Genomic DNA, 25,806 nt, shown 5'->3' with positions numbered 1-25,806 from the left:
ATGAGCCGAGCGGAGGAGCGTCCGGAACGGGCGGACCGGCCGGAGAACAGTGCGTCGGGCCCGAGCGGCCTGATGGACCTGCTGGGAGTCGCCGCGGTGCTGCTGGAGGCCGACGGTCGGATCGACATGTGGAGTCCGCAGGCCGAGGAGCTGTTCGGCTACGCCCGCGGCGAGGCGGTCGGGCAGTACGCGGCGCCGCTGCTCCTCCACCCCGAACACCAGGAAGCGGCGATCATGCTGTTCGCCGAGGTGATGGAGACCGGACGCGGCTGGGCGGGGGCGTTCCCCGTCCGGCACAAGGACGGCAGCACCCGAATGGTCGAGTTCCGCAACATGCGGCTGACCGACAACCTCGGCGACCACTACGCGCTGGGGCTGGCCACCGACCGGGCCACGCTGCGGCAGGTGGAGCGCAACCTGGCCCTGTCCACCCGGCTGGTCACCCAGGCCCCGATCGGGCTGTCCGTCCTGGACACCGACCTGCGGTACGTGGTCGTCAACCCGGCCCTGGCGTCGATGCACGGCGTCGCCGAGACCGACCACGTCGGCCGGGCATTCCGCGAGATCCTGCCCAATCCGCGCTTCCTGGACGCGGAGAGCACGATGCGCAAGGTCCTGGAGACCGGTGTCCCCGTGGTGGACCAGCAGGTGGTGGGCCGTACGCGCGCCGACCCCGACCATGACCACGCCTGGGCGGTGTCGTACTACCGGCTGGAGGACCACCACGGGGAGCCGCTGGGTCTCGCCAGCGTGGTGGTGGACGTCACCGACCGGTACCAGGCGGCGAGAAAGGCCGACCGGGCCCAGGAGCGCCTGCGCCTGGTGGCCACCGGTTCGGCCCGCATCGGCACCACCCTGGAGGTGGAGCGGACCGCCCAGGAACTGGCCGACGTCCTCGTGCCCGACCTGGCCGACATGGCCGCCGTGGACCTCCTGGACTCCGTGCTGCAGACGGGGCGCCCGGACGTGGGCGAGGGACTGGCGATGTTCCGCGCCCTGGCCGTGAAGACCGCCTACCCCACCGACGCCGCTCAGGCGATCGTTCCGCCCGGCCGCCTCACCACCTACCACGCCGACCACCCGGCGGCCCACTGCATCCGCACCGGCCGCCCCCAGCTGATCACCCACCTGGAGAGCGGCGACCTCACCCGGGTCGCCGCCGACCCCGCCGCCGCCCGTCTGCTCGCCCGGGCCGGTGTCCACACCGACATGGCGGTTCCCCTCATCGCCCGCGGACAGGTCATCGGGGTCATGGGGCTGGCCAGAGCCCGCAACCCCCTGCCGTTCGACGAGGACGACCTCACCCTCGCCTGCGAGCTGGCCGCGTCCGCCGCGCTGAGCATCGACAACGCCGTCCTGCACCAGCACATCCGCAGCGCCGCCGAAACCCTCCAGCGCAGCCTGCTTCCGCAACTCTCGCCGCGTCACCCCGGTCTCGAGGTCGCCGCCCGCTACCGGCCCGCCCAGGCCTTCAGCGAGGTCGGCGGCGACTGGTACGACGTCATCCCGCTCGACGGTGACCGGACCGCGCTCACCGTGGGCGACGTCATGGGCAGCGGTATCCCGGCCGCCACCGCGATGGGCCGCCTGCGCACCGCCACCTCCACCCTCGCCGACCTCGACCTCGACCCGGCCCGGATCCTCACGCACCTCGACAAGATCACGCGCGGTCTGGACCCCTACATCGCCACCTGCGTCTACGCGGTCTACGACCCGCACCGCTGCCGCCTGCACGTGGCGTCCGCCGGCCATCTGCCCCCGGTGCTGGTCCGGGACGGCCGGCCGGCCGAACTCCTCGACCTGCCCACCGGTATTCCGCTGGGAGTCGGCGGCGTGCCCTTCGAGGCCACCACCCTCGACCTGCGACCCGGCGACCAACTGGTCCTCTACACCGACGGACTGGTCGAGACCCGCCACGACCCCATCGACGAACGCCTGGAAGACCTCCTGCGTTTGCTGTCACCGCCGTACCGCTCGGCAGAGGAGACCTGCGACCGGCTCCTGCAGCGGCTCAGGCACCCCGCCGACCACGACGACGTCGCCCTGCTCATCGCCCGCGCACAGCCGCTGTCGGCCGCCGGCGGGTCCTGACCGGGACGCCGAACCCGGACCTGGCGCCGTTCGCGGGCCGCTGCCCGGCGCGAGAGGAAGATCACGCCGCCCGGCGCGGTCTTGGCGGGGTACCCGCCGCACGGTACGGTCTGTCCGATATCGACGACGGCGAGACGGAAGCCGGTGGGAATCCGGCACGGTCGCGCCACTGTGTGCGAGACGCCTTTGCGGGCGTCTCGTGAGTCAGACCCGTGGCCGTCGTCCACTGCACCACCGACATGGGACGCGAACTCCCGGAGGAGGTTCTGCCATGGCGCAGACCGTCGCCCAGCCGACAGCCACCACTCCCGCCATCCCCGCCAAGCTGCCGCTGAAGGCCATCGCCCCCTGGGCGGTCTTCTTCGGCGTCCTGATGCTGATCCTGCTGTACTTCGTCGGCGCCGAGCAGGGCGCCACCTCCGTGTTCAACGGCACGGACGTCCACGAGTGGGTGCACGACGCCCGTCACCTGCTCGGCTTCCCCTGCCACTGACGCGAGGGACGCCGCACGCCCATGAACTCCGCATCGGTAAGAAACCTCCTCGTGCGGGGCATGCTCGCCGGCCTGGCCGCCGGCGTTCTCGCCCTGATCGTCTCCTACCTCCTCGGTGAGCCGAACGTCGACAAGGCGATCAGCTTCGAGGACGCCCACTCCCATGAGCACGAGATGGAGGTCGTCTCCCGTTCCCTGCAGTCCACCGCCGGTCTCGCCACCGGTGTCCTCGTCTACGGGGTCGCCTTCGGCGGCATCGCGGCGCTGGCCTTCTGCTTCGCGCTGGGCCGCGTGGGCCGCTTCTCCCCGCGAGCGACCGCGCTGCTGCTGTCCGGCTGCGCACTGCTCGCCGTGTACGTGATCCCGTTCCTGAAGTACCCGGCCAACCCGCCGTCGGTCGGCGACCCCGACACCATCGGCGAGCGGACCGCCCTGTACTTCCTGATGATGCTGCTCAGCGTCCTCCTCGCGGTCGCCGCGACCATCCTGGGCAAGCGCCTGGCGCCCCGACTGGGCACCTGGTGGGCGACCGTGGCCGCGGTGGCCGCCTTCGCCGCCGCGATCGGTCTGGCCTACGCGTTCCTGCCGGCCGTCAACGAGGTGCCGGAGCACTTCCCGGCCACCCTGCTGTGGCGGTTCCGCCTGTCCGCACTGGCCATCCAGAGCGTCCTGTGGGGCGGATTCGGGCTGCTCTTCGGTGAGTTGGCCGAGCGGCAGCTGAACCCCAAGCCCGTGACAGCACCGTCCGGGCGGACAGTTCCCGCCCCGAACTGACGGTTTTGGGACACGGAAGGGCCCCTCGGAACCATCGGGGGGCCCTCTCGCGTTCTCGGGGCACCTGCGCGGTCGGATCACGGGCATGGCACGGCACACCATCCGACCGGTCGGGGACCGCCGAGTCCAGGAGCGGAGGAACCGAGTGGCCAGACCTCCCCAGCCGCGCCGTATCACCCTCGGGGGCCGTGAGGCGGTCGCCCTCACGGTCGAGGAGTACGAGCAGCTGATCGCCAGCCGACGGCAGATCGGCGGCCAGAGCGCCCGGGTGCGGGTGCTCGCCCAGCAGGTGAAGCGGACCGAACAGCTCCTGCTGGAGCTGGAAACGCTGGTGAACGACCCGGCGGACGGCCAGGAGCGGGGCGGCGGCGCGGCACGGCCGAAGTGCCCGGCGTCCTGTCCCACGGTCCGGTCGACGCGGTGGGACGAGGGGACCGACTGCCTGCGCTGTGCGATCGCGGCGCTGCTGCGCCGACACCGGGACCGGGCCTGCTGAACCACGGCGCCCGCACGGCCTCAGCGCGCCGCGGTGGTCCCCGTCGCGGCCAGGGGCTGCCCGAGCCGTAGATTCCAGCGTCCGGCCCGTCCACTGACTTCCGTGGCCGTCAACGGCGGTACGTCCAGCCGCCAGAAGGCGGTCACGGGCAGGCCCAGGACATGGACCACCGCGGCCCGTACGACCTCCGGCTCCACCACGGCGACCGTACGCCCGTCCGTGTCCTGCGCGCCGTCCAGCCAGCGCCCGACCCGCTCGCACACATCCCGTACCGACTCCCCGCCGTGTGCCGACCAGCCTGCGTCGGCGAGCCAACGGCCCACCGCCTCCGGCTCGGCGGCCCCCACCTCCTCGAGGGTGCGGCCTCGCCAGCGGCCCACATCCAGACCCGCCAGCTCCGGCGTCCGCACGCCGTCGAGGCCGAGTGCCGTCGCCGTCTCCCGGCAGCGCACGCTCGGGGAAGTGACGACACGGGCGGACGCGGGCAGCGCCCCGGCCGCCGAGCGGGCGCGGGCAGCCCCCATGTCGTCGAGCGAGTCGCCGTCGTAGAAGCGGGCCTGCCGCAGCGACGGGCTGGTCGCAGGTGAGACGAAGGTGACGCGGCTGGTCACGGGGCTGTTCCTCCTGCGGCTGCTACGGGGTGGGGCGCCTACGGCGGCGAGCACCTCCCCGTCGCCCCGCCGCGTGGCGAACCTAGCACCGGCCAGGCAGAGGACGGCGGCGACGCCGTGCGGGGGGCTCCTGGACTCGGCCGCGTGATGGATCAACATGTCGCGGACTGGGACGGTGTCACCCGCCGGTCGACGCTCAAGGAGAGATTCGCGCAGCAGCGGGACCGGCTTGCCGACGCCGCCCGGGACGGGGACTGGCGGACGGTCTTCCAGATCCTCGACGACAGACCCTCCTGGGCCAACTCCGCACGCCTGGAAGGCCGTAGCGGCTACGCGCCGCTGCACCAGGCCGCGTGGCACGGCGTCCCGGACGAGACGGCAGGGCGTCTCCTGGAGTACGGCGCCTGGCGCACCCTGCGGGCGAGTGACGGCAGCCGCGCCGCGGACATCGCCGCACAGCGCGGTCACCCTCACCTCGCCGCGCTCCTGCGCCCCCGGCCCAGGCACGCGCTGCCCGCCGAGGCGATCGCCGGCCTGCAGGGTCACCTGCACCGCCTCATCCGGCACCGGGCGGGCCTCGAGGACGGCACGGACCTGGCCACACAGCAAGGGCTGCGGCTGCCGGAGGTGGAGGTGCTGACCGAACTCGGCAACCCGGTGTGCTGGTTCCCCGTTCCGGGGATGTACGGGGGTTTCAAGATCGAGCTGACCGGACGCGAGCTGGTCGTGGAGAGCTGGATCCGCGTCGTCGGAGGCTCCGAGCGGACCGACCGCGTCACGGTCGACGGGGTGTATTTGCAGGAGGGCCGCCGGCTGTGACTGCCGCCGACCCCCGCCACGTCGGCTCCTTTCCGACCGGTATTCCTGGGTACACGGGGCCGGAGCGCGGACCGACCCCGCACGAGTCCCTCCCGTACGCCTGTACCGGACGGGGCCCGGCCCTGGTGGCGAGCCGGCCTTTGGCCACGGCGTCCTCATCGGCGACAGCCGCAAGACGGTGTGGTTCGAACTGTGGCCCGGAGCACCGGTGCCGCCGTCGTCCCCCTGGGAGACCGTGCCGCCGTCCGGCCGTACGGTGACGGTCACCTTCACCGATCTGCCCTACGCGCCCGTGGGAGTTCCACCCCTCCTCGGCCGGGCATCCGCCGCTGCTGCTGACCACCCAGGAGGGCGACACCCGCTGTCTCGACGCGGGGGCCGGCCCGTTGATCGGCCTGGATCCCGGCCTGCCCCGGGTCACGGGTGTGACCGGCTGCCGCCCTACTCCACGCTGCTGATGTTCACCGACGGCCTCATCGAGCGCCGGGGGAACCCCTCGACGACGCGATGACCCGGCTGCGGCAGTACACCGCGTCCCTGGCCCGCTCCCCGCTCGACGTCTTCTGCGACGAGCTGGTCATCGGCCTGGGCACCGACACCACGGACGACGTCGCCCTGCCGGCCCTCCGCCCGGCGCCACCGCCCTGATCGCACCGACCCGGTGCGGGTCCGTAGTAGGTTCCCTTTCGGAATGCAGTCGTGAGGAAGGGAACCCCTCGGTGTCTCAGCGGATTTGGGCCGACCCCGTCCACGCGCGCATTCCCGGCACTCCCGCCGGCGGCACCGTCGTCCTGCTCAACGGCACGTCCAGCTCCGGCAAGTCCAGCATCGCCCGGGACCTGCTCGAGGTGCTCGACGGCATCTGGTTCCACATGCCCGTCGACGCCTTCCACGCCATGCGCTGCGGTCACCCCATCGCCGACGAGGACCTGCAGGACGAGATCGACCGCACGGTCAAGGGCTTCCACCGCGCCGTCGCCGGGATGGCCGCGGCGGGCAACAACCTCGTCGTGGACCACCCGTTGAGCCGCCGCTGGCGCCTGCTGGACCTGCTCGACCTGCTCCCGCCCGCGGACACGGTCCTGATCGGCGTCCGCTGCCCCCTGAGCGAGCTGGAGCGGCGTGAACGCGAGCGCGGAGACCGGCAGCCGGGGCTGGCCGCACTCCAGTACGACCAGGTCCACGCCCACGGGCCGCACGATCTCGACGTCGACACCAGCCTGCTGTCTCCGCGGGAATGCGCCCTGCGCATCCGGGACCTCCTGGCGCGGCGGCCCCGCCCCACCGCCTTCGAGCAGCTCCGGCGGACCCTGCGGGCCCCGGGCGCGACCACGGAACAGAACGGACTCGTATGACTGCGCGTACCACGGACGGAAGCGCCGGCGACGCGGACTACGGGCGGATCGGCGGCGGTTATGCCGCGCACCGCCGCCCGGAGCCCCGGATCGCGGCCCTGATCGAGCGGGCGCTGGCCGGAGCCCGCACGGTGGTCAACGTGGGCGCCGGCGCCGGCTCGTACGAGTCGGCGTCCTTCGACGTCACGCCGGTGGAACCGTCGGCGTCCATGCGCGCCCAACGGCCGGCACACCTGCCACCCGCCGTCGACGCGGTGGCCGAGCGACTGCCCTTTCCCGACGACTCGTTCGACGCGGCGATGACCACCTTCAGCGTCCACCAGTGGAGCGACCCGGAAACGGGCCTGCGGGAGATGCGCAGGGTGGCCCGCGGACCCGTCGCCGTCCTCACCTGCGACCCCGCGAAGGTGCGGGACTTCTGGCTCTACGACTACGCGCCCCTCGTGCTGGACACCGAGGCCCGCCGCTTCCCCGCGCTCGACGACATCACCGCCGCGCTGGGCGGGCGGACCGAGGTCGCCTCGGTGCCGATCCCCGCCGACTGCGTCGACGGATTCAACGAGGCGTACTACGCCCGGCCGGAACGGCTGCTCGATCCGGCCGCCCGCCGCTCCTGTTCGGCGTGGAGCTTCGTCGACGCCGACCTGGAACGGCGGTACACCGAACGGCTGCGCGAGGATCTCGGCTCCGGCGCCTGGGACGAGCGTTACGGCCGGCTGCGCCGGCAGCCCTTCCTGGACGGGTCCCTCGTCCTCGTCCGGTCCGTGCCCTGAGCGCCGGCCACGGTGACCGTGCCGCCCCGGCCGGTCCGCGTACGCCTCAGGAAAGCCGTGGGGTGCCGTCGGGCACCGGAGGCAGGGCGAGGTGCGCGAGGTCGCCGGGTGGGGGAGTGGTCACCGGCCACAGTGGGGCGGCGCTCCCGTCGGCGAGCGCGGCCGGCGCGTCGGTGAGGTTCATGCGCTCGCGCAACCGGCCGTAGAAGTCCGTCGGACCCAGCCGGACCGCCTTGAGCCGTCGGGGAGCGGCGTACACGCCGATCCAGTCGCCGGGGCTCAGCACACCGCGCAGCTGGCCGTCGATGCTGACGGCTGCCTGGCCCGACCGTTCGAGCACCCGCAGGGCGACGGGCTCGTCCGGGGCGGCCACGACCGAACGGTTGAACACCATGTGCGGGGCGACCGGCGTGAAGATCAGGCCCTCCGCGCGGGGCGAGACGACCGGGCCGCCGGCGGCGAAGCTGTACGCGGTGGAGCCCGTCGGGGTGGCCACCAGCAGCGCGTCGGCGGAGTAGCAGGCGAGGAGCCGGCCGGCCAGATAGACCGCGACCGACACCTGCCGGTCCCGGGCCAGCTTCTCCAGGACGACGTCGTTCAGCGCCATGACGTTCAGGGCGACGCCCCAGTCACCGCCCGCCTCGCACTCCGTGCGGACCCGGGGCGGCGGCAGCATGGGACCCCGGCCGTACCGCAGCAGCGCCTCCATCTGCGGGGGAACCTCCAGCCGGCACGACGCCCGCATGGTCAGGAGCATGCGGCTCTCGACGGTGATCCGCTCCTCGCGCACCGCGTCCAGCGCCTCGCGCACCGCCGGGACCGGGACCTCCGTCAGGAAGCCGACGCGGCCGAGGTCGACCCCGAGCACCAGGGCGTCGTGCACGGCCGCCAGCCGGGCACCGCGCAGGAAGGTGCCGTCGCCGCCGAGGGTGACGATGAGGTCCGGGTCGCCCGCGGCGTCCACCTCTTCGCTGGCGCTGTGCCGCTCGCCCTCCTGCCACACGTCGATGTCGGTACAGCCCACGGCGTTCTCGGCGCACCACTCGCGCACGGCCCGCGCGGCGGCCACGGCCTCTTCGCGTCCGCCGTGCACGACCAGGCCGATACGGTTCACGGTCATTGCCGCCTCCCAGCCGTCTGTCCACACCGAGCGCCATCCTCGCCGGGGACCGGGCCGGCCCGGAGCGCGCCACGCCGCCGGGTGCCGCGGCCGGGGGTGCGGATGCCCGCCGGCCGGGCAGGACCCGCATCTGGGTGGGCACGCGCGCGAACGTGAGTACGGCTACTCAGGCCGCCGACGCCGGAACGCGGGACCGTGGACACCGGTGGACATCACAGGAGGTCGGACATGGACAGCTCGCAGGGCTCCACGGGCGCGCGGCGTTCTCTCGGCGCGGCGGTGCGCCACTACCTGCTCAATCCGGCCGCCCTCGGCTATCTGGCGGTGGTGGCCGGTGTCCTCGCCTGGATCGGGGCCGCGGTGCTGTTCGGGGATCCCGGCTTCGCCGGCGTGTGGGCGTTCCTGGTCACGGCCCCGACCTCGTGGCTGTTCCTCTTCCTGCCGGGCCCGCTGCCGTGGGTGGCGCTCCTGGTGAGCGCCCTGTTCCAGGCGGCGGTGCTAGGCGCGGCCTACCGCGGGCTCACCGAGCGTTCCCAGCGCCGCGCCGCCCGCCCGAACGGCGCCTGAAGCCCCGCGCGGCCCACCCCGGCCCCCGGTCGGGCGCGGCACCAGCCCGGCCCCGGTCAGGAGCGCTGCCCACCCCGCGGATCCGCCGGATGGCTGCCCGGAGTGTGGCCGAAGGTCCGCCTGAAGACCGCGATGAACGCGCTCGCCGACGACCAGCCGCACCGGTGCGCCACCGCGGTCACCGGCGTCCGCTCGGCCAGCAGGACCAGGGCGTGGTGCAGCCGCAACTGGGTGCGCCACTGCGGGAACGTCATGCCGAGGTCGTGGCGGAACAGCCGCGAGAGGGTACGGTCGCTCGCCCCGACCTCCCGCCCCAGCTCGGCGAGTGTGCGCCCGTCGGCCGGATCGGCGCGCAGGACGGCGCACAGGGCGCGCAGCACGGGCGAGGCCGGCGTCGGCAGGTGCAGCGGCTGCTGGGGCGAGGCCCGCAGCTGGTCGAGCAACACGGCACGCAGCCGGGCCCGTTCAGGGCTGCCGTCGTCCGGGCCACGGGTGTACGCGACGAGCAGCTCCCGCAGCAGCGGGCCCACGGCGAGCACGGTCGGCGCGTCGAGGCCGAGCGGGTTCTCGGTCGCGGGCAGCCCCACCAGATGCAGTTCCAGCTCACCGTGTGCCTGGTGGGCATGGACCGTGCCGGCCGGGACCCAGATGGCGCGGGTGGCCGGCGCGACCCAGGAGCCCGCGTCGGTGGTGACGGCCAGAACTCCCCGGCCCGCGTAGACGATCTGGTGGTCGTCGTGCCGGTGGGCGTCTATCGCCGCGCCGGGCGCCAGCCACTGGGTACGTGTGGGGGCGGCCGGTGTATGGCGGATCTGCGTCATCGTGTGGCAGGTTATCGAAAGCACGACAGGGTGCGGGCGCCGGAGCATGACGAGGTGCGAACGAATGCATCGATCACCCTGCTCTCCGTCGGGCACGCCTGTGTCGACGTCTACCAGGGCACTGTGGCCGCCCTGATCCCCGTTCTCGTGGCGGAGCGCGCCTACGGCTACGCCGCCGCCTCGGGCGTCGTACTGGCCGCCTCCGTGCTGTCGTCGGTGGCGCAACCGGTGTTCGGTGCCCTCACCGACCGCCGGGCGGTCCCCTGGCTGCTCCCGGTCAGTACGCTCCTGGCCGGCCTCGGTATCGCCCTGAGCGGGATCGGCGGCTCGTACCCGCTCACCCTGGCATGCGTGGCGCTGTCCGGCGTCGGGGTGGCCGCCTACCACCCCGAGTCGGCCCGGGTCGCCCGGCTCGTGAGCCGGGGCAGCCACAGCGCCATGGGCTGGTTCTCGCTCGGCGGCAACCTCGGCTTCGCCCTGGCCCCGCTCCTGGTCGCCGCCGTCGTGCGCACGGGCGGGCTGCACCGGACCCCGCTGCTGGTGCTCCCGGCGCTCGCGGGTGCCGCGCTGTGCCTGCCGGTGCTGCGCGCGCGGGGTTCGCGGCAGGTGGATGCCGGTACCGGTGCGTCACCCGCGGAACAGGCCGACGACCGGGCGTCGTTCGCGAAGCTGTCGCTGGCCGTGGTGTGCCGCTCGGTCGTGTTCATCGGGCTGAGCAGCTTCCTGCCGCTGTACGCCGAACAGCGCACCGGGGACGGCGCCGCCGGGACGGCCGCGCTGTTCGTGCTCTATCTCGGCGGCGCGGTCGGTTCCGTGCTGGGAGGACGGCTGGCCGGGCGGTGGCCCCGGGTCGCGGTGTGCCGCTGGTCCTATCTGCTGTCGGTGGCGGGGGTCGCGGGCGTCGTGTTCGCACCCGGGCCCGCTCTGTACCCGTGTGTGGCCCTGACCTCCGCGGGGCTGTACGTCCCGTTCTCCCTGCAGGTCACGCTCGGCCAGGACTACCTGCCCTCACGGGTGGGCACCGCCGGCGGCATCACCCTCGGGCTGACCGTCAGCATCGGCGGCCTGGCGAGCCCCCTCATCGGCCGTGTCGCCGACGCGACGTCCCTGCGGACCGCGCTGGCCCCGCTGGTCCTGATGCCGGCGCTGAGCTGGCTGCTGTTCCGCACCCTTCCGGAGCCCGCCGTCCCCGGGCGCCGCCGCGAACCGGCCCGGAGTCCCGGCCCGGTCCGGCGGCGCCGCCCGGTGCGATGATCAGCGGCGCCGGCCGCCCTCGGTCACCGGGCCGTGCCGAAGTCCTGGGTCCAGTAGCTGTTGGGCTGCGCGAGGCCGACGCCGATCTCCTTGAACCCACAGTTGAGGATGTTGGCCCGGTGGCCCGGGCTGGACATCCAGCCCGCCATGACCTGCTCCGCCGTGGAATAGCCGTAGGCGACGTTCTCCCCGTAGCTGCTCCAGGCGTACCCGGCCCGTGTGATGCGGTCGCCCGGGGAGGATCCGTCGGATCCCGTGTGCGACATGTTCTGGTGGGCCGCCATGTCCGCGCTGTGGGCCTGCGCGGCCTTGGTCAGCGTCGAGTTCAGGGTCAGGTCCTGGCAACCCGCCTTGGCCCGCTCGGCGTTCACGAGCCGCAGGATCTCGGCGGCGACTCCCGACGCCGTGGTGGTGGGCTTCGGGGTGCTCGGCGCGACAGGGGGGGTGGCGGGCGCGGAGGGGGGAGCCTCGGGAGTACGGGGAGCGGTGGTGGGAGCGGTGGTGCTCTGCGGCTTGTGGGCCTTCGGCTTGTGGGCCGTCGCCTTGTGCCCGGCACTGGGACGAGCGGTGGCCCGGGGCTCGGGCGACACGCTGGTCTGCGGTGTTCCTGCGACGGGGACATTGCGGTGGTGATGCCTGTGGACGTGCTGCCACTGCGCCACGGGTGCGCTCGTCACGGGGGCGTACGACTGCTCCTCCGCGCCGTACGGCCAGTCGGAACAGGCCAGGGCGACCGATGGCACGCCCACGGCTCCGATGGCGACGGCGGCGATGACTATCCGCCGGTAGTGCTTGGTCTTGCGGTGCTGTCCCATTCGTCAACCTCACTGCTGATCGCCGAGCGCTCATTGTCGGGACGGCTTCACAGTGAGTGCAAAGGGCTCTTACTACTACTCTGCTTCGTAGACTCCACCGGCCCTTGCCAGGCGGATCGAGAGATGCCGACTTCGCGTACGCGACGTTTGCGCGAGCACTGTCGTTCCGTCAGGAGCGCGTGGGCGGCGACGATTGGGGCGAGGTGCCGAGGGACCCTCGTGCCGTCGCTCCGGGCACGGCACGAGACGGCGGCAAGCCGGACAAATCCCATATGTCGAGGGAGCGCCATCTACTAACCGGCATGCTTAGTCGCCGCCATCGCTGTGATGGATGTCACCCGGCGTGCGGATCGACGGATCCTCCCCGGTGGTGGCGCCCGGGAGGACGGGTACTCGAGGCTCGACGGCAGGCGGGGGCATGGGCGGGAGGCCCTGATGAGCGAGTACACCCCTTCTCAGGCGGAGGGTGGACCAGAGGCGGACGCGGCGCAGGCCGATCAGCCGTCGCGCACGACTCCGGCACCGGCGGAGCGCCCGGACACCACCGACCGCGACGACGCCGCGCGGCGGACGGGGCGGACGCGGCGCGGCGGCAAACCCGGGATCTCCCAGCACCTGTGGGAAGAACCGAAGACACCGATCCACGAGGAGTTCGACCGCTGACCCGAGCCCCGCACCGGGCCCGCCGTACCCGACCTCTCGGTCCGCGGACGCCACGGGTCCTCGTGTCACGCGCGCCCCGTACCCCGGTACAGGTCCAGCTCCCCGTCCAGTTCCACGGCGAGCACGGTGGCGTGTTCGTCCACGTCCGCGGGGGCCGGCGCGTCCAGCCACGTCACACCCGGCACCTCGTGCAGCCCGCCGGTGACCTCGTGGCCCAGCTCCGCCCCCGTCCCGAGCACGGTCACCCTGCGGACCCGGTTGCGCAGCCCGCGCACGGACACCGCCTCGCGCGGCACGTCGAAGCAGACCAGGTACAGCGTGCGCCGGTCGGCCGACAGAGTGCCAGGGCCGTAGTGGTGCCCCGGAGGCAGGCCGGCGACCGTGCCGTACACCGCCTCGGAGTGTCGCGCGATCCACGCACCGAGCCCCTCCAGGCGCTCGGCCTGCTCCGCCGGGATCGTGCCGTCCTCGCGCGGGCCCACGTCCAGCAGCAGATTCCCGCCCGCGCCGATCGTCTCGGTGAAGTAACGCACCAGTCGGCGCACCGACTTGTGACGGTCGTCCCGGTGCTGGAAGCCCCAGGAGTCATTGACGGTCAGGCACAACTCCCAGGGCCCTTCCGGAGCCTGGAGCGGCACCCCCTGCTCCGGCGTGGCGTAGTCGCCGTGGCTGAGCATGCGCGCGTTCAGGACCGTGTCCGGATTCCCGGCCAGGATGCGCGCGGCCAGCGCGTCCAGCCCCCACTGCTCCTCGGTGCGCTCCCACTCGCCGTCGAACCACAGCAGATCCGGGCGGAACCGGTCGACCAGCTCACCGACCTGGCCGTCGCGGTAGGCGAGGTACCGCGCCCAGGCCACCGCGTCCTCCGCACCGGGACGGGCGTGCGCGTAGGGGTTGGGTGGCTCCTCGCCCGGGTCGGGATGCCGGGTGCTCGCATAGTCGGGGTGGTTCCAGTCCGAGTGCGAGTAGTACAGGCCCACCTTCAGGCCGCGCTCGCGCAGCGCGTCGGCGTACCCGGCGATCAGGTCGCGCCCGGCCGGGGTCCGGCGGACCACGTCGAGGTCGCCGTGGGCGCTGTCCCACAGGGCCACACCGTCGTGGTGGCGTGCGGTGAGCACGGCGTAGCGGGCGCCGGCGCGGGCGAACAGGTCCGCCCAGGCGCGGGGGTCGTAGCGGGACGCGGTGAAGCCGTCCAGCTGCTTCATGTACCGCTCATGGGGCACCTGACCGGTGTAGAAGGACCAGGACTCCGGGACTCCGTCCACCGCGTAGATGCCCCAGTGGACGAAGATGCCCAGCTTGGCGTCGCGGAACCAGGGTTGTATCGGCATGCGGCCACGCTAGGCCGCACCCGGGCGGGGGCGCGTGGGCGGCGATCACCACTGCTGGTCGGTTTTCACCCTCCGCGGTCCCCCGCCGGCACCGCCTCCTCCATCGGCCCGCCACCGGACCTCCCGCCGATCCCCACGCATGCCCCGCACCCCACCGGGTACGCGAGGCGGGAGCACGCCCGGTCGGCAACCGCCCGGGTGGCCCGTACGACCGCCGCTACCAGGGGATCTGCCATGGAGACACCCACACACGACGATCTGCCGACGCCGGCGCAGCAGGCGCTGGACGCGCTGACCGTGAACGCCGAGGACCAGGCCGCCCTGGACACCCTCGCCCACACCGACGTGCTCGTCCCCGTGCCGGACGACGCGGTCGACGGAGAGGGCGCCGACGCGACGACGGTGGCCCTGCCCGTCCTGGAGCAGCCCGGCGGCGATCAGGTCGTCCCGGTCTTCACCACGGAGGGCGAGATGGCCGAACTGCTGCCGTTCGTCTCGCGCTACCGCCTGATACCGCTCGGCGCGCTCGCCTCACAGTGGCCCGAGGAGGACCTCTCCCTCGCCATCGACGGCAGCTCGTCCCACGCACTGACACTCACCTCCCAAGGGGTGCGCACCCTGCTGGCCCGCTGATCCGCCAGGGGTGAGCGGCACCGACCCGCCCCCTCCGGCGATCTCCCCGATCATCGGCTCACGCACGGCAGGCGGCCCGGCGCAGGACGGCCGGAACTGCTCCCCGCCGAGGGGTAGCACCGGCCCTTCCGCAGGGAAAATCCCTGCGGGCGGCAGGTCCGGGCGAGCGTGAAGGAGCCGATGGTCGTGAGGGTCGTCCTGCTGGGCACCGCCGCCGGGGGCGGCTTCCCGCGGTGGAACTGCGCCTGCGTGCTGTGCACCGCGGCCCGGAGCGGCCGGCTGGCCCCCCGGACCCAGGAGTGCGCCGCCGTCACCGGCAACGGCCGCGACTGGTGGCTGCTGAACGCCTCGCCCGATCTGCGTACCCAGCTCGCGGCCACCCCCGCGCTCCGGCCCGGCCCCCGGGGCACCCCGCTGCGCGGTGTGCTGCTCACGGACGCCGAGGCCGATCACGTCACCGGTCTGGCGGAGCTGCGCGGGGCGGCGGGCCTGAAGGTCTACGCGGCCCCGCCGGTGCGCGCCGTCCTGGCCCCGGTGCGGGCCGCGCTGGACCGCTACGCCCCCTGGGAGTGGGCGGACAGCGTCGCCGACGGCGGCTTCGTACTGGCCGGCGGACTGGTCGTCACGGCCCACCCGGTGGGCGCGCGGATCCCCAGGTACGTCCCGGCGCAGGCGCCGCTGCCCGAGGAGCCGTGGGTGACGGCGTACCGCATCGAGGACCTGTCCAGCGGGGGAGTACTGCTCTACGCCCCCGGCATCGGCGCCTGGAGTCCCGCCCTGGACGAGTCGTGCGCCGAGGCCGACTGCGTGCTGGTGGACGGCACGTTCTGCACGGCCGACCGGACGGTGGGGGCGGTGCGGGCCGGTGCCGTACCGGCGGGTGGTCCGGGCCATCCGCCGGTCACGGGCTCGGACGGCACCCTCACGGATCTCGCCCGCCACCTCGGCGTACGCCGGATCTACACCCACCTCGACCACACGAACCCGCTCCTCGACCCCGCCTCACCGGCACGCGCGCGGATCGCCGAGGAAGGTGTCGAGGTCCTGCCGGACGGGACCGAGCTGCTGCTCTAACGCTCTTGTTCGGCCAGCATGCGCTGGAGCACCGCCCGCTGCACCGGCAGTACCTCGGTGTGCAGCTCGCGGCCCTTGCGGGTGAGCGCGACCCACACCCCGCGACGGTCCTCCGCGCACACCGAGCGCTCGACCAGACCGTCCTTCTCCAGCCGGCCGATCAGCCGGGACAGCGCGCTCTGGCTGAGATGGACCCGCCCGACGAGGTTCTGCACCCGGCACTGGTCGCCCTCCCCGGGCGATTCGGACGCCAGGATGTCCAGCACCTCGAAGTCGCTGGCGCCCAGCCCGTGCGGGTGCAGCGCCCGGTCGATCTCGCACATCGTGCGCGCGTGTACCGAAAGGATGCCCCGCCACCGTTCCTCGAGCCGGGCGTCGGCCGTCTTGACTGCCATACCCGCACCGTAGCACCGATCCGGCCAATCGTTGAGTGCGCAACTAGTGTGCTGTGCAGGCGGTTCGCGCGCGCCTCAGGCCGCCGCGTCCTGGAGCAGCCCCACCAGGTTGCCGTCGGGGTCCTTCACCGAGGCGATCAGCCTGCCGTTGCCGACGTCCCGCACGTCCTGCAGCAGTTCGGCACCCGCCGCCAGCAGAGCCGCGAGCCGCTCCCGGAGATCGGACACGTGCCAGAACGGCACCGGCCCGGTCAGGCCCTGCGCGTGCCCGTTCGGGTCGAGGCCGACATCCTGCCCGGCGGCCTTGAAACCGATGTAGTACGGCTCGTCCACGAACGGCTCGACGCCCAGCAGCGCGGTGAAGACGGCCGTGGCCCGCTCCGGGTCCTTGACCGGGTAGATGATCGTCTGCAGGCCGGTGGTCATAGGGCTCACTCCTTCTGAGGCGCGTGACCCGACGGGTTCCTCGTCGGGGCTCTCACGCTAGGGCCGGGGAGTCCGCCACGGCTTCTCCGATCCTGACCGGTTGCGGCGGACTCCCACGGCGGGGCCCTCACTCGCCGTGCAGCACCTCCGCGACGGTGAGGCGGGCCTCCCGGCGGGCGGGCACCAGGGCACCCACGACGGCGATCAGCACACCCGCCAGGGCCAGGAGCGCCAGGACCGGCGCATGCCAGACGTCCGTCATGTACGCCGGCAGGGTGATGTCGACCCCCGCCGCCATGCGCGGGAGCACGACTCGGTAGGCGGCGAACTCGTCGGCACCGGCGACGCCCTGCTGGCGCCGCAGATCACCCGGCGGCTGGTGGAGCGCTACGCGGCCGAGGCCGAACGGGCGGCCGAGTCGGTGCCCGCCGACCTGGCCGCCCTCACGCCCCGCGAGCGGGAGGTGCTGACCCTGATGGGCCGGGGCCTGTCCGACACCGAGCCGGACGCCGAGCTGACCCTGAGCGAGGCCACGGTCAAGTCCCCCGTGGCCCGCATCTTCGCCAAGCTCGGCCTGCGCGACCGCCGCGAGGGTGCCGCAGACGCCTGACGGCGTGTACCGGTACCCCGCGGCTCGCCGAAGCGGCTCACGCGGAAGCGCGCCGCACCAGCTCCGTCGGAAGGATCACCGCCGCCGGGTCCTCGCCGCCGATCTGGGCGAGCAGCACCCGGACCATCTCGTTGCTGATCCGGTCCCAGGGCTGGCGGATCGTGGTCAGCTCCGGGGTGGCGGCGGTCGCGGCGGGCGAGTCGTCGAAACCGCCGACAGCGATGTCGTCCGGCACCCGCTTCCCGGCCCGGTGCAGCGCCGCCAGCACGCCCTGCGCCATCAGGTCGGAGGCGACGAACACGGCGTCCATGTCCGGGGCCTGAGCCAGCAGCCGCTCCGCGCCCGCCTCACCACTGGTCCGGCTGTAGTCACCGGAGACGACGAGCCGCTCGTCGGTCTCGACGCCCGCCTCGGCGAGTACCTCCTTGTACCCGGCGAGCCGCTCCACACCACCGGGGGTGTCCAGCGGACCGGTGACCACGCCGATCCGGCGCCGGCCGAGCGACAGCAGGTGCCGCACCATGTCCCGGGCGCCGTCCCGGTCGTCGGCGGCCACGTAACTCACCTTCGAGCCGAGCCCGATCGGCTTGCCGCAGGCGACCAGCGGCACACCCGCCTCCCGCAGCTCCTCCGCCACCGGATCACCGGAGTGACTGGAGACCAGCAGCACCCCGTCGACATGCCCGGCGGTGATGTACCGCGTGATGCGCCGCCGTTCGTCCTCGGTGCCCGCCAGCATGAGCAGCAGCGGGATGTCGTGCGCGGCCAGCGCCTGGGTGCAACCCCGCAGCAGGACATTGAAGTTGGGGTCCTCGAAGAACCTCTCCTGCGGCTCGGTCAGCAGGAAGCCGACCGAGTCGGAGCGTCCGGTGATCAGCGAGCGGGCGTGCCGGTTCACGACGTACCCGGTCCTGCGGATGGCGGCGTCGACCGCCTCCTGGGCCGCGGGGCTGACGTAGTGCCCGCCGTTGAGCACGCGTGAGACGGTGCCGCGCGAGACGCCTGCCTCGCGCGCCACGTCGTGGATCGTCGGCGGTTTGCGCCGGCCCCCCGGATTGCTCATGGTCATGACTTTACGGCCCCGGACAGCAGATCCAGGCTCCAGAAGCGCTGAATGACCAGGAAGAGGGCGATCAGCGGGAGGACCGCGAGGAAGGCGCCCGTGATGACCAGCGTGTACAGCGCCGGCGTGTTGGAGCCCTGCTCCAGCAGCGTGTACAGACCGAGCGTGAGAGGGAACTTCTCGTCGTCGCTGAGCATGATGTACGGCAGCAGGAAGTTGTTCCAGACCGCGACGAACTGGAACAGGAACACGGTGACCATGCCGGGGATCATCATCGGCAGCGCGATCCGGGTGAAGATCCGCCACTCGCTCGCCCCGTCCATCCGTCCGGCCTCCACCACGTCGGCGGGGACGGCGGCGGCCGCGTAGATGCGCGCCAGGTAGACGCCGTACGGGGAGAGGATCTGGGGCAGCAGCACGGACAGGTAGGAGTCCGTGAGGTTCGCCTTCGCCAGCAGCAGGTACTGCGGGATCGCGAGGATCACCGGCGGCATCAGGACGCCCGCGAGCAGGATGCTGAACATCGTCTCGCGGCCCTTGAAGCGGTAGGTCGCCAGCGCGTAGCCGCTGAACGCCGACACGGCGGTCGAGAGCAGGGCGCCGAGACCGGCGTACAGGGCGGAGTTGCCCATCCACTTCCAGTAGACGCCGCCCCGGTAGGCGTTGAGGTCCTTGAGGTTGTCGGTGAAACCGGTGCCCGGCAGGAAGGTGAAGGTGGAGAACAGCTCGTGTCCGGACTTGGTGGACGCGATCACCACCCAGGCGACCGGAAGGAGGGTGTAGACGGCGCCGATCAGCAGGGTGACCGTCGGGATCAGGGCGATCCGGCGGCGCAGCGGCGGACCCTGTGCCGTGCCCGGGGTGGTGCCCGCGGCCGGGGCGGCCTTGCGGACGGCAAGAGAACTCATCGCGCTTCCTCCTGCTTGTCGCGGCGGTTCGCGGCCCGCAGGAAGCCGAACGACAGCAGCAGCGTGACGAGGGCGATCAGGGTCGCCTCGGCCGCCGCCGAGTAGATGTCGTTCCGGCCGAAGGCGTCCTGGTACACCTTCATCAACGGGCTCCAGGTCGTGTTGACGGAGTTGGTGAGCGGCTTGAGGGTGGTCGGCTCGTTGAACACCTGAAGCGTCGCGATGATCGAGAAGAAGAAGGTCAGCACCAGGGAGGGCGCCACCATCGGGATCTTGATCCGCAACGCGATCTGCAGCGGGGTGGCGCCGTCCAGCTTCGCCGCCTCGTACACCTCGGCCGGGATGGACCTCAGCGAGGTGTAGATGACGATCATGTTGAAGCCGGTGCCGCCCCAGACCGCGATGTTCGACAGGGCGAGATAGAGCGGACCGCCGTCCAGCAGGTCCGGCTGCGGCAGGCCCAGCTTGTCGAGCACGAAGTAGAAGGGGCTCACGTCCGGCAGGTACAGGAAGCCCCACAGCAGCGCGGCCACCACACCGGGGATGGCGTACGGCAGGAAGATCGCGAGCCGGGTGAACGGGGCGAGACGTACCTTGTCGGAGTCCAGCATCAGCGCGAACAGGAGCGCGAGGCCGAGCATCACCGGGACGACGATGCAGCCGTAGCCGATCACGCGCAGCGCGCCGTTCAGCAGTTCGCTGTCCTGGAAGGCCTCGGTGTAGTTCGCGAAGCCGGCCCACACCTCCTTGCGGGCGCCCGACCCGAGGCCGAGTCCGGAGACGTGCACCTGGCGGAAGCTGAGCCAGACCGCGTACCCGATGGGCAGCGCGAAGAAGAGGGCGAACAGGATCGTGGCGGGGAGGAGGAAGCCGTACGGGGCCCCCTTGACCCCGTACGACTTCCGGCTGGTGGAGGTGCTCACCGGGAAACCCCGAAGCCCTGCTTCTTCATGTCGGCGACCGTGGCGTCCTGCATCGTGTCCAGAGCGGCGCCGAAGTCCGACTTGTTCTTGGCGGCGGTGCCGAAGGCGTCCTTGAACGACGTGTAGGCGACGTTCACGTTCGGGCCCCACGCGGACGGTGCGGTGGTCTTCGCGATGTCGGCGGCCTTCGTGTAGAAGTCCGGCTGGTCGGAGAAGTACGCCGGCGGGTTGGAGAAGGCGCCGCTGAGCTGGGCGGAGGTGGAGGCCGGGTAGATCCCGCCCTCCTTGGCCAGCGCGTTCAGGGCGTCGTGGTCGGTGTTGAGCCAGGCCGCGAACTTCGCGGCGGCCTCCTGGTGCGCGGAGTCGGTGGTGACGGCCGTGGAGGACCCGCCCCAGCTGCCGGTGACGTCCTGGTCGAGCGACCACTGGGGGAGCGGGGCCATGGCCCACTTGCCCTTGGTGTCCGGCGCGGCCGTGGTCAGCGTGCCCGGCGCCCACACCGCGCTGACCCAGGCGATCTGCTTGCCGGTGTTGAGCGCCTTGTTCCAGGACGGGGTGTACATCGGCTGGTCGTCGACGACGCCCTCCTTGACGAGGCCGCCCCAGAACGTGGCGACCTTCCGGGTGGCCGCGTCGTTGATCGCCACCTTCCACTTGTCGCCGGAGGTGGTCCACCACTTGGCGCCGGCCTGCTGGGCGAGACCCGCGAAGAGGCCGGCGTCGTTGGCGGAGAACGTGGTCAGGGACGTCTCCGGCGCCTTCTTCCTCAGCGCGCGAGCGGTCTCGGCGAACTGGTCCCAGGTGGTGGGGACCTTCAGGCCGTACTTCTTGAACAGGTCCTCGCGGTAGTAGAACATCATCGGGCCGATGTCCTGCGGCACCGCGTAGACCGCGTCCGTGCCGAGCGTGGTCTGCTGCCAGACGCCCGCGGCGAACTTGTCCTCGACATCGCCGACCTGCTCGGAGATGTCGGCCAGCGCGTCGTTACTGACCAGCGTCGGCAGCGCCTGGTACTCGGCCTGCACCAGGTCAGGGGCCTTCTTCGCCTTGTGCGCGGTGAGGATCTTGGTGACCAGCGTGTCGCCGGACGCCTGCTTCTTCACCGTGACGGTGATCTTCTCCTTCTTCCCCGGCCCCTTGTTCCACAGGTCGACGACCTTGTCCATGCCGGGTGTCCAGGTCCAGTACGTCAGCGAGACGGGACCCGATTCGGCCTCGCCGTCATCGGAGCCGCAGGCGGCGAGGGCGGTGGCGCCGAGCGAGACGGCGAGGGCGGTTGTCACGAGGCGACGGCGCTTCGTGTGCGGCATGGTTTCTCCCCTGACCTGGGTCCCCGCCCACTGCGGGGACCTGCCATGCAGATGTGCACGTTCACATGACCCGGGCCCCCGATCGTGCAGAACCCCTGCCATGCTTCTGTGAGCGTTCACAGTAGAGAAACATCCCGGACACTTGTCAATGGTTGTTGCTGTGCGGTTATGTTGGGATCGCACCGCCGCTGCTGTGTGTGTACGTTCCCAAATGATCGATTTCAACGGGAGAGATCCATGCCGGACACCCACCCCAGGGGCCTCAGCAGGCTCGCCTTCGGCGGGGACTACAACCCCGAGCAGTGGCCGGAAAGCGTCTGGCAGGAGGACGTCCGGCTGATGCGCGAGGCCGGCGTCACCATGGTGAGCGTCGGGATCTTCTCCTGGGCCCTGCTGGAGCCGGCGCCCGGGGAGTACGACTTCGGCTGGCTGGACCGGGTCATCGATCTGCTGCACGAGAACGGCATCCGCGTCGACCTCGGCACGCCCACCGTCGTGCCGCCGGCCTGGTTCTACCGGGCGCACCCCGAGGCGCTCCCGGTCACCGCCGAGGGCGTGCGCCACGAGTTCGGCTCGCGCGGAGCGATCTGCCACAGCAACGCCGACTACCGCGCGGCCGCCGCGAGCATCACCACCCGGCTCGCCGAGCGCTACGGCGACCACCCCGCGCTGGCGCTCTGGCACGTCCACAACGAGTACGGCGTCCCCGTCTCGGCCTGTTACTGCGACTCCTGCGCCGCCCACTTCCGCCGCTGGCTCGCGGACACCTACGGCGACGTCGAGGCGGTCAACGCGGCCTGGGGCACGGCCTTCTGGGGCCAGCGCTACACCGGGTTCGAGCAGATCAACCCGCCCCGGGCCACGCCGACCGTCGGCAACCCGGGCCAGGCCCTCGACTACCGGCGGTTCGCCGACGCCACGATCCGCGAGAACTTCCGCGCCGAGCGGGACATCCTGCACCGCCTCTCGCCGGGCGTCCCGGTGACGACCAACTTCATGACCGCGCTCAGCCAGTGCGACTCCATGGACTACTGGGCCTGGGGCCGCGAGGTCGACCTCGTCACCAACGACCACTACCTGATCACCGACGGCCGCCGCACCCACGTCAACCTCGCGATGGCCGCCGACATCACCCGCTCGGTCGCCGGGGGCGCTCCCTGGCTGCTGCTGGAGCACTCCACCTCGGGCGTCAACTGGCAGCCCCGCAACCCCGCCAAGGCGCCCGGACAGATGGCCCGCAACTCCCTCGCACACGTGGCCCGCGGTTCCGAGGGCGCGATGTTCTTCCAGTGGCGGCAGTCCAGGCGCGGCGCCGAGAAGTTCCACTCGGCGATGCTGCCGCACGGCGGCACCGACACCCGGGTCTGGCGCGAGGTGGTCGAACTCGGCGCGGCCGTCGACTCGTTGAGCCCGATCCGCGGCACCCGCACCCGGGCCGACGTGGCCCTGCTGTGGGACTGGCAGTCCTGGTGGGCGCAGAACCTCGCCTGGCGGCCCACCGAGGACCACGACCCGCGCGAGCGCGCCGACTCCTTCTACGAGGCCCTCTACGACCGCCACCTCACCGTCGACTTCGCCCACCCGGAAGCCGACTTGTCGAGGTATCCCCTTGTCGTCGTACCGGCCCTGTATCTGATGACGGAGGCCGCCGGGAACAACGTCCGGGAGTACGTCGACAACGGCGGCACGCTCGTGGTGTCGTACTTCTCCGGCATCGTCGACGAGCACGACGCGGTGCACGAGGGCGCCTACCCGGGGACACTGCGGGACGTCCTCGGCCTGACCGTGGAGGAGTTCTCCCCGCTGCTGAAGGACGAGCGGGTGCACCTGACCGGCCCCGACGGCTCCGAGCCGGCCGGGGACGTGTGGACGGAGTTCGTCGTGCCGCGCGGCGCCGAGACGGTGTGGACGTACGCCGACGGCCTCACCGCCGGCCGCCCGGCCGTCACCCGGCACCGGTTCGGCAAGGGCACCGCCTGGTACGTGTCCACCCGCCTGGACGCCCAGGGCCTGGACGCGCTCGTCGGCCGGGCGGCCGACGACGCCCGGCTCGCCCCGCGCGCCGACCTGCCCCGCGACGTCGAAGTCGTGCGCCGCGACGGCGAGTCGGGCTCCTTCCTCTTCGTGATCAACCACACCGCCGGCGACACCAAGGTGCCGCTGGACACGGCCGGCACCGAACTGCTGACGGGCGAACGCGTCGCGGGCCGCCTCGCGGTCCCGGCGGGGGCCGTCCGGGTCGTACGGCTCGACGGCTGAGCCGGCCCCCCTCCGCCCGCGCGAGCCGTCGGAGCCGCGGGCGGAGGGCTCTCCTCCAGCCCCACCGGAGGACTTCTCTCCCCAGTTACGTCGAAGGGACGACGGACGATGAAGTTCCATCCCAGACGCACCATCAGGGCCCTGCTGCCGCCGCTCGCGGCCGGGCTCGCCCTCACCGCCCTGCCCGCCCAGACCGCCCAGGCCGCGAGCACTCTCTCCAACGGGGGCTTCGAGTCCGACGGTTCGGGCGTGGCCGCGCCCACCGGCTGGTCCGAGTACGGCGACACCGGAGCCTCGTACACCGAGTCCGGTGGGCACGGCGGGAGTTACCGCCTCACCCACTACTCGTCGTCCGCCTACAGGGTGGAGACGTACCAGTACCTGTCCGGACTGGCCAACGGCACCTACACCCTGACCGCATGGGTCCGCTCCGGAGGCGGCCAGAACTCCGCCTACCTGGCCCTCAAGAACTGCGGGAGTCCGGAACAGCGCACGGATCTGCCGATCTCGTCCAGCGGGTGGATCCGTATCGTCACACCGATCAAGGTGACCACCAACCAGTGCACGGTCAGCATCAACAGTGACGCGAACGCCGGCAACTGGATCAATGTCGACGATCTGACCTTCACGTCGGGCACCACCGGTACGTCGATCCACGGCGCCGACATCTCCTCCCTGGCCAAGAGCGAGGCCAAGGGCGGTGTATACAGGACGAGTTCGGGGAGCGCGGGCGACGCGATCACCATCCTGAAGAACGCCGGTATGAACTACGCGCGCCTGAAGGTCTGGGTGAATCCGGCCGACGGCTACAACGACAAGACGCGCGTCCTCGCCCTGGCCAAGCGCGTCAAGGCGGCCGGCATGAAGCTGCTGGTCGACTTCCACTACTCGGACACCTGGGCCGACCCGGGCGCCCAGACCAAGCCGGCCGCCTGGTCGGGCCACTCGTACAGCCGGCTCAAGACGGACGTGTACAACCACACGTACGACGTGCTGAACGCCTTGAAGGCGCAAGGCACCACCGCCGACATGGTCCAGGTGGGCAATGAGATCAACGGCGGCATGCTGTGGTCCGAGGGGTCGACCGACAACTGGAGTCAGCTCGCCGGGCTGCTCAACTCGGGCTACGACGCCGTCAAGGCGGTCGACTCGTCCACGGTGGTCGCCCTGCATCTCGCCAAGGGCGGGGACAAGGCCGGAACCGAGTGGTGGTTCGACAACGCGGTGGCCCAGGGCGTGAAGTTCGACGCGATCGGGCTGTCGTACTACGGCTACTGGCACGGCCCGCTCTCCGACTTCCAGACCACCCTGGACGACGCCGCCTCCCGCTACGGCAAGCCCGTGTTCGTCGCCGAGACCGCCTATCCCTTCCGCCTCGACAGCGACGACTCGCTCACCAACCAGATCGACACCACCGGCGAACTCGTCTCCGGCTACCCGGCGACCGTGGCCGGCCAGACCAAGTGGATGAACGACGTGGCGAGCATCGTGGAGGCCGTCCCGAACGGTCGCGGTCTCGGTGTCTTCTACTGGGAGGCGACCTGGACCGCCGTCACCGGCAACGGCTGGGACCCCGCCGACGCCTCCTCCGGCAACGGCTGGGAGAACCAGGCCCTGTTCGGCTACGACGACAAGGCGCTCTCCTCCATGACGTGGTTCAGCCACCGCTGAACCACCCGTGACGGGGGCCCGGCCGTAAGGGGCGGCCGGGCCCTCCCCCTTGTTCCCGGGCCTCGGGCCGACTGCGTCCCGGCGCGGCGGGGATCCGCTCGGTCGTACTGCCGTTCGGTACCGGACAACGGTCGCCGAGTGCCGGACGTGACGGGGTCGCCCGCGCCACAGTGGGCAGACTGCATACGAGGAGGCCGGACGGAGGGCGGACGGATGATGGGAACTCCCTCGGGCCGCACACGGCAGACCATTCTGGAGTGGCTCAAGGAACCTTCGGTCCACTTCCCGGCCTCGCGCCGCCGCAGCCCCGCCGAGACCGGCGTCACCGCCCGGGCCGTCGCCGTCAAGCTCGGCGTCCCCCGCCGGACCGCCCTCGCGCACCTGGAGTTCCTCAGCCGCCTCGGCCTGCTGCGCACCCGGCGGGTGCGCTGTCGCACCTACTACCGGCGCGACGAGATCCGCATCGCCGAAGTGGCCCGGATGTTCGAGAAGGGCTGGTGAGCCGCCGAACCCGGCCGACGCGGACCGGGCCGACGGCTTCCGTGCCAGGA

The 25,806-nt window shown here is 72.1% G+C and carries 30 protein-coding genes and 1 riboswitch; of the genes, 18 read left to right on the top strand and 12 right to left on the bottom strand.

All coding sequences use genetic code 11. The annotated features are described in order from the left end of the window. From ACZ5CW_RS06060 to ACZ5CW_RS06045, 4 genes are all read left to right on the top strand, one after another. A complete protein-coding gene (locus ACZ5CW_RS06060) occupies positions 1 to 2,091 on the top strand; it encodes a SpoIIE family protein phosphatase (protein ID WP_468598796.1) in 2,091 nt (696 codons plus the stop codon). A gap of 89 nt (positions 2,092 to 2,180) precedes the next feature. Beyond that, positions 2,181 to 2,326, top strand: a riboswitch (cobalamin riboswitch). 36 nt (positions 2,327 to 2,362) lie between these two features. Then, the gene (locus ACZ5CW_RS06055) at positions 2,363 to 2,584 is read left to right on the top strand and encodes a CbtB domain-containing protein (protein ID WP_468598794.1); all 222 of its coding nucleotides are present in this window, start codon (positions 2,363 to 2,365) and stop codon (positions 2,582 to 2,584) included. Between the two features lie 21 nt (positions 2,585 to 2,605). Beyond that, a complete protein-coding gene (locus ACZ5CW_RS06050; protein ID WP_468598792.1) occupies positions 2,606 to 3,358 on the top strand; it encodes a CbtA family protein in 753 nt (250 codons plus the stop codon). A gap of 145 nt (positions 3,359 to 3,503) precedes the next feature. Next, positions 3,504 to 3,854 (top strand): hypothetical protein, encoded by a 351-nt coding sequence (locus ACZ5CW_RS06045; protein WP_468598790.1) that lies wholly within the window; start codon positions 3,504 to 3,506, stop codon positions 3,852 to 3,854. 20 nt (positions 3,855 to 3,874) lie between these two features. On the opposite strand, the gene ACZ5CW_RS06040 is transcribed toward ACZ5CW_RS06045, so the two are convergent. Next, a complete protein-coding gene (locus ACZ5CW_RS06040; protein ID WP_468598788.1) occupies positions 3,875 to 4,465 on the bottom strand; it encodes a histidine phosphatase family protein in 591 nt (196 codons plus the stop codon). Positions 4,466 to 4,609: 144 nt separating this feature from the next. Here ACZ5CW_RS06040 and ACZ5CW_RS06035 point away from each other — a divergent pair, with 144 nt between their 5' ends. The 5 genes from ACZ5CW_RS06035 to ACZ5CW_RS06015 all read left to right on the top strand — a co-directional run bounded on the left by ACZ5CW_RS06035 (position 4,610) and on the right by ACZ5CW_RS06015 (position 7,412). Then, a complete protein-coding gene (locus ACZ5CW_RS06035) occupies positions 4,610 to 5,284 on the top strand; it encodes an ankyrin repeat domain-containing protein (RefSeq protein ID WP_468598786.1) in 675 nt (224 codons plus the stop codon). 275 nt (positions 5,285 to 5,559) lie between these two features. After that, the gene (locus tag ACZ5CW_RS06030) at positions 5,560 to 5,742 is read left to right on the top strand and encodes a SpoIIE family protein phosphatase (protein WP_468599057.1); all 183 of its coding nucleotides are present in this window, start codon (positions 5,560 to 5,562) and stop codon (positions 5,740 to 5,742) included. A gap of 49 nt (positions 5,743 to 5,791) precedes the next feature. Next, on the top strand, positions 5,792 to 5,932 hold the full coding sequence (locus ACZ5CW_RS06025) for a hypothetical protein (protein ID WP_468598784.1): 141 nt from the start codon (positions 5,792 to 5,794) through the stop codon (positions 5,930 to 5,932). Between the two features lie 71 nt (positions 5,933 to 6,003). Next, complete coding sequence (locus ACZ5CW_RS06020; protein WP_468598782.1) at positions 6,004 to 6,639, top strand: chloramphenicol phosphotransferase CPT family protein; 636 nt, start codon at positions 6,004 to 6,006, stop codon at positions 6,637 to 6,639. Continuing rightward, complete coding sequence (locus ACZ5CW_RS06015; protein ID WP_468598781.1) at positions 6,636 to 7,412, top strand: class I SAM-dependent methyltransferase; 777 nt, start codon at positions 6,636 to 6,638, stop codon at positions 7,410 to 7,412. Before ACZ5CW_RS06020 ends, ACZ5CW_RS06015 begins: the two co-directional genes overlap by 4 nt. Positions 7,413 to 7,458: 46 nt before the next feature. On the opposite strand, the gene ACZ5CW_RS06010 is transcribed toward ACZ5CW_RS06015, so the two are convergent. Continuing rightward, complete coding sequence (locus ACZ5CW_RS06010; protein ID WP_468598779.1) at positions 7,459 to 8,532, bottom strand: NAD(+)/NADH kinase; 1,074 nt, start codon at positions 8,530 to 8,532, stop codon at positions 7,459 to 7,461. Positions 8,533 to 8,760: 228 nt separating this feature from the next. Between ACZ5CW_RS06010 and ACZ5CW_RS06005 the strand changes: the two genes are divergently transcribed. Further along, positions 8,761 to 9,099: an SCO4225 family membrane protein gene (locus ACZ5CW_RS06005; RefSeq protein WP_468598777.1), complete on the top strand. Its 339-nt coding sequence runs from the start codon at positions 8,761 to 8,763 to the stop codon at positions 9,097 to 9,099. Positions 9,100 to 9,155: 56 nt separating this feature from the next. On the opposite strand, the gene ACZ5CW_RS06000 is transcribed toward ACZ5CW_RS06005, so the two are convergent. After that, entirely contained in the window at positions 9,156 to 9,920 is a 765-nt protein-coding gene (locus ACZ5CW_RS06000) for an AraC family transcriptional regulator (protein WP_468598775.1), read from the bottom strand. Between the two features lie 54 nt (positions 9,921 to 9,974). On the opposite strand from ACZ5CW_RS06000, the gene ACZ5CW_RS05995 reads away from it, so the two are divergent. Further along, positions 9,975 to 11,174, top strand: coding sequence for an MFS transporter (locus tag ACZ5CW_RS05995; RefSeq protein ID WP_468598773.1), 1,200 nt, complete (start codon positions 9,975 to 9,977; stop codon positions 11,172 to 11,174). 23 nt (positions 11,175 to 11,197) lie between these two features. Here ACZ5CW_RS05995 and ACZ5CW_RS05990 read toward each other — a convergent pair whose 3' ends face one another. Next, positions 11,198 to 11,989: a CAP domain-containing protein gene (locus ACZ5CW_RS05990; RefSeq protein WP_468598771.1), complete on the bottom strand. Its 792-nt coding sequence runs from the start codon at positions 11,987 to 11,989 to the stop codon at positions 11,198 to 11,200. A 435-nt stretch (positions 11,990 to 12,424) separates the two neighbouring features. Between ACZ5CW_RS05990 and ACZ5CW_RS05985 the strand changes: the two genes are divergently transcribed. Continuing rightward, positions 12,425 to 12,652, top strand: coding sequence for a hypothetical protein (locus ACZ5CW_RS05985; RefSeq protein WP_468598769.1), 228 nt, complete (start codon positions 12,425 to 12,427; stop codon positions 12,650 to 12,652). Positions 12,653 to 12,717: 65 nt separating this feature from the next. Here ACZ5CW_RS05985 and ACZ5CW_RS05980 read toward each other — a convergent pair whose 3' ends face one another. Continuing rightward, entirely contained in the window at positions 12,718 to 13,983 is a 1,266-nt protein-coding gene (locus ACZ5CW_RS05980) for an alpha-L-fucosidase (protein ID WP_468598768.1), read from the bottom strand. A gap of 234 nt (positions 13,984 to 14,217) precedes the next feature. Here ACZ5CW_RS05980 and ACZ5CW_RS05975 point away from each other — a divergent pair, with 234 nt between their 5' ends. Further along, positions 14,218 to 14,616 (top strand): SseB family protein, encoded by a 399-nt coding sequence (locus ACZ5CW_RS05975; protein WP_468598766.1) that lies wholly within the window; start codon positions 14,218 to 14,220, stop codon positions 14,614 to 14,616. Positions 14,617 to 14,802: 186 nt separating this feature from the next. Further along, a complete protein-coding gene (gene pqqB / locus ACZ5CW_RS05970; RefSeq protein WP_468598764.1) occupies positions 14,803 to 15,690 on the top strand; it encodes a pyrroloquinoline quinone biosynthesis protein PqqB in 888 nt (295 codons plus the stop codon). On the opposite strand, the gene ACZ5CW_RS05965 is transcribed toward pqqB, so the two are convergent. The 3 genes from ACZ5CW_RS05965 to ACZ5CW_RS05955 all read right to left on the bottom strand — a co-directional run bounded on the left by ACZ5CW_RS05965 (position 15,687) and on the right by ACZ5CW_RS05955 (position 16,773). Beyond that, positions 15,687 to 16,085, bottom strand: a complete 399-nt coding sequence (locus ACZ5CW_RS05965) for a MarR family winged helix-turn-helix transcriptional regulator (RefSeq protein ID WP_468598763.1) — start codon at positions 16,083 to 16,085, stop codon at positions 15,687 to 15,689. The two genes, pqqB and ACZ5CW_RS05965, sit on opposite strands and share 4 nt — an antisense overlap. 75 nt (positions 16,086 to 16,160) lie before the next feature. Continuing rightward, entirely contained in the window at positions 16,161 to 16,511 is a 351-nt protein-coding gene (locus ACZ5CW_RS05960) for a VOC family protein (protein ID WP_468598761.1), read from the bottom strand. Between the two features lie 127 nt (positions 16,512 to 16,638). Further along, entirely contained in the window at positions 16,639 to 16,773 is a 135-nt protein-coding gene (locus ACZ5CW_RS05955) for a hypothetical protein (protein WP_468598759.1), read from the bottom strand. On the opposite strand from ACZ5CW_RS05955, the gene ACZ5CW_RS05950 reads away from it, so the two are divergent. Then, a complete protein-coding gene (locus ACZ5CW_RS05950; protein ID WP_468598757.1) occupies positions 16,756 to 17,121 on the top strand; it encodes a helix-turn-helix transcriptional regulator in 366 nt (121 codons plus the stop codon). The two genes, ACZ5CW_RS05955 and ACZ5CW_RS05950, sit on opposite strands and share 18 nt — an antisense overlap. A gap of 37 nt (positions 17,122 to 17,158) precedes the next feature. On the opposite strand, the gene ACZ5CW_RS05945 is transcribed toward ACZ5CW_RS05950, so the two are convergent. Genes ACZ5CW_RS05945 through ACZ5CW_RS05930 form a run of 4 tightly spaced genes read right to left on the bottom strand, consistent with a single transcriptional unit; the run spans position 17,159 to position 21,325 of the window. Then, positions 17,159 to 18,190, bottom strand: a complete 1,032-nt coding sequence (locus ACZ5CW_RS05945) for a LacI family DNA-binding transcriptional regulator (RefSeq protein ID WP_468598756.1) — start codon at positions 18,188 to 18,190, stop codon at positions 17,159 to 17,161. Next, positions 18,187 to 19,092 carry a carbohydrate ABC transporter permease gene (locus tag ACZ5CW_RS05940; RefSeq protein WP_468598754.1) on the bottom strand — a complete coding sequence of 302 codons (906 nt, stop codon included), beginning with the start codon at positions 19,090 to 19,092 and terminating at the stop codon, positions 18,187 to 18,189. The genes ACZ5CW_RS05945 and ACZ5CW_RS05940 overlap by 4 nt, the downstream gene beginning before the upstream one ends. Continuing rightward, positions 19,089 to 20,015, bottom strand: a complete 927-nt coding sequence (locus ACZ5CW_RS05935; RefSeq protein ID WP_468598752.1) for a carbohydrate ABC transporter permease — start codon at positions 20,013 to 20,015, stop codon at positions 19,089 to 19,091. Before ACZ5CW_RS05935 ends, ACZ5CW_RS05940 begins: the two co-directional genes overlap by 4 nt. Next, positions 20,012 to 21,325 carry an ABC transporter substrate-binding protein gene (locus tag ACZ5CW_RS05930; protein WP_468598751.1) on the bottom strand — a complete coding sequence of 438 codons (1,314 nt, stop codon included), beginning with the start codon at positions 21,323 to 21,325 and terminating at the stop codon, positions 20,012 to 20,014. The genes ACZ5CW_RS05935 and ACZ5CW_RS05930 overlap by 4 nt, the downstream gene beginning before the upstream one ends. Before the next feature lie 237 nt (positions 21,326 to 21,562). On the opposite strand from ACZ5CW_RS05930, the gene ACZ5CW_RS05925 reads away from it, so the two are divergent. The 3 genes from ACZ5CW_RS05925 (at position 21,563) to ACZ5CW_RS05915 (ending at position 25,756) form a co-directional block, all read left to right on the top strand. Then, positions 21,563 to 23,584: a beta-galactosidase gene (locus tag ACZ5CW_RS05925; protein WP_468598749.1), complete on the top strand. Its 2,022-nt coding sequence runs from the start codon at positions 21,563 to 21,565 to the stop codon at positions 23,582 to 23,584. A 108-nt stretch (positions 23,585 to 23,692) separates the two neighbouring features. Continuing rightward, complete coding sequence (locus ACZ5CW_RS05920) at positions 23,693 to 25,255, top strand: glycosyl hydrolase 53 family protein (RefSeq protein ID WP_468598748.1); 1,563 nt, start codon at positions 23,693 to 23,695, stop codon at positions 25,253 to 25,255. Positions 25,256 to 25,468: 213 nt separating this feature from the next. Then, positions 25,469 to 25,756: a helix-turn-helix domain-containing protein gene (locus ACZ5CW_RS05915; RefSeq protein ID WP_468598746.1), complete on the top strand. Its 288-nt coding sequence runs from the start codon at positions 25,469 to 25,471 to the stop codon at positions 25,754 to 25,756. Positions 25,757 to 25,806: the final 50 nt, after the last annotated feature.

The sequence above is a fragment of the Streptomyces sp. NPDC031379 genome (assembly GCF_055569615.1).
The sequence above is the reverse complement of the archived record's forward strand: the minus strand, read 5'-3'. Positions and strand labels throughout refer to the sequence as shown.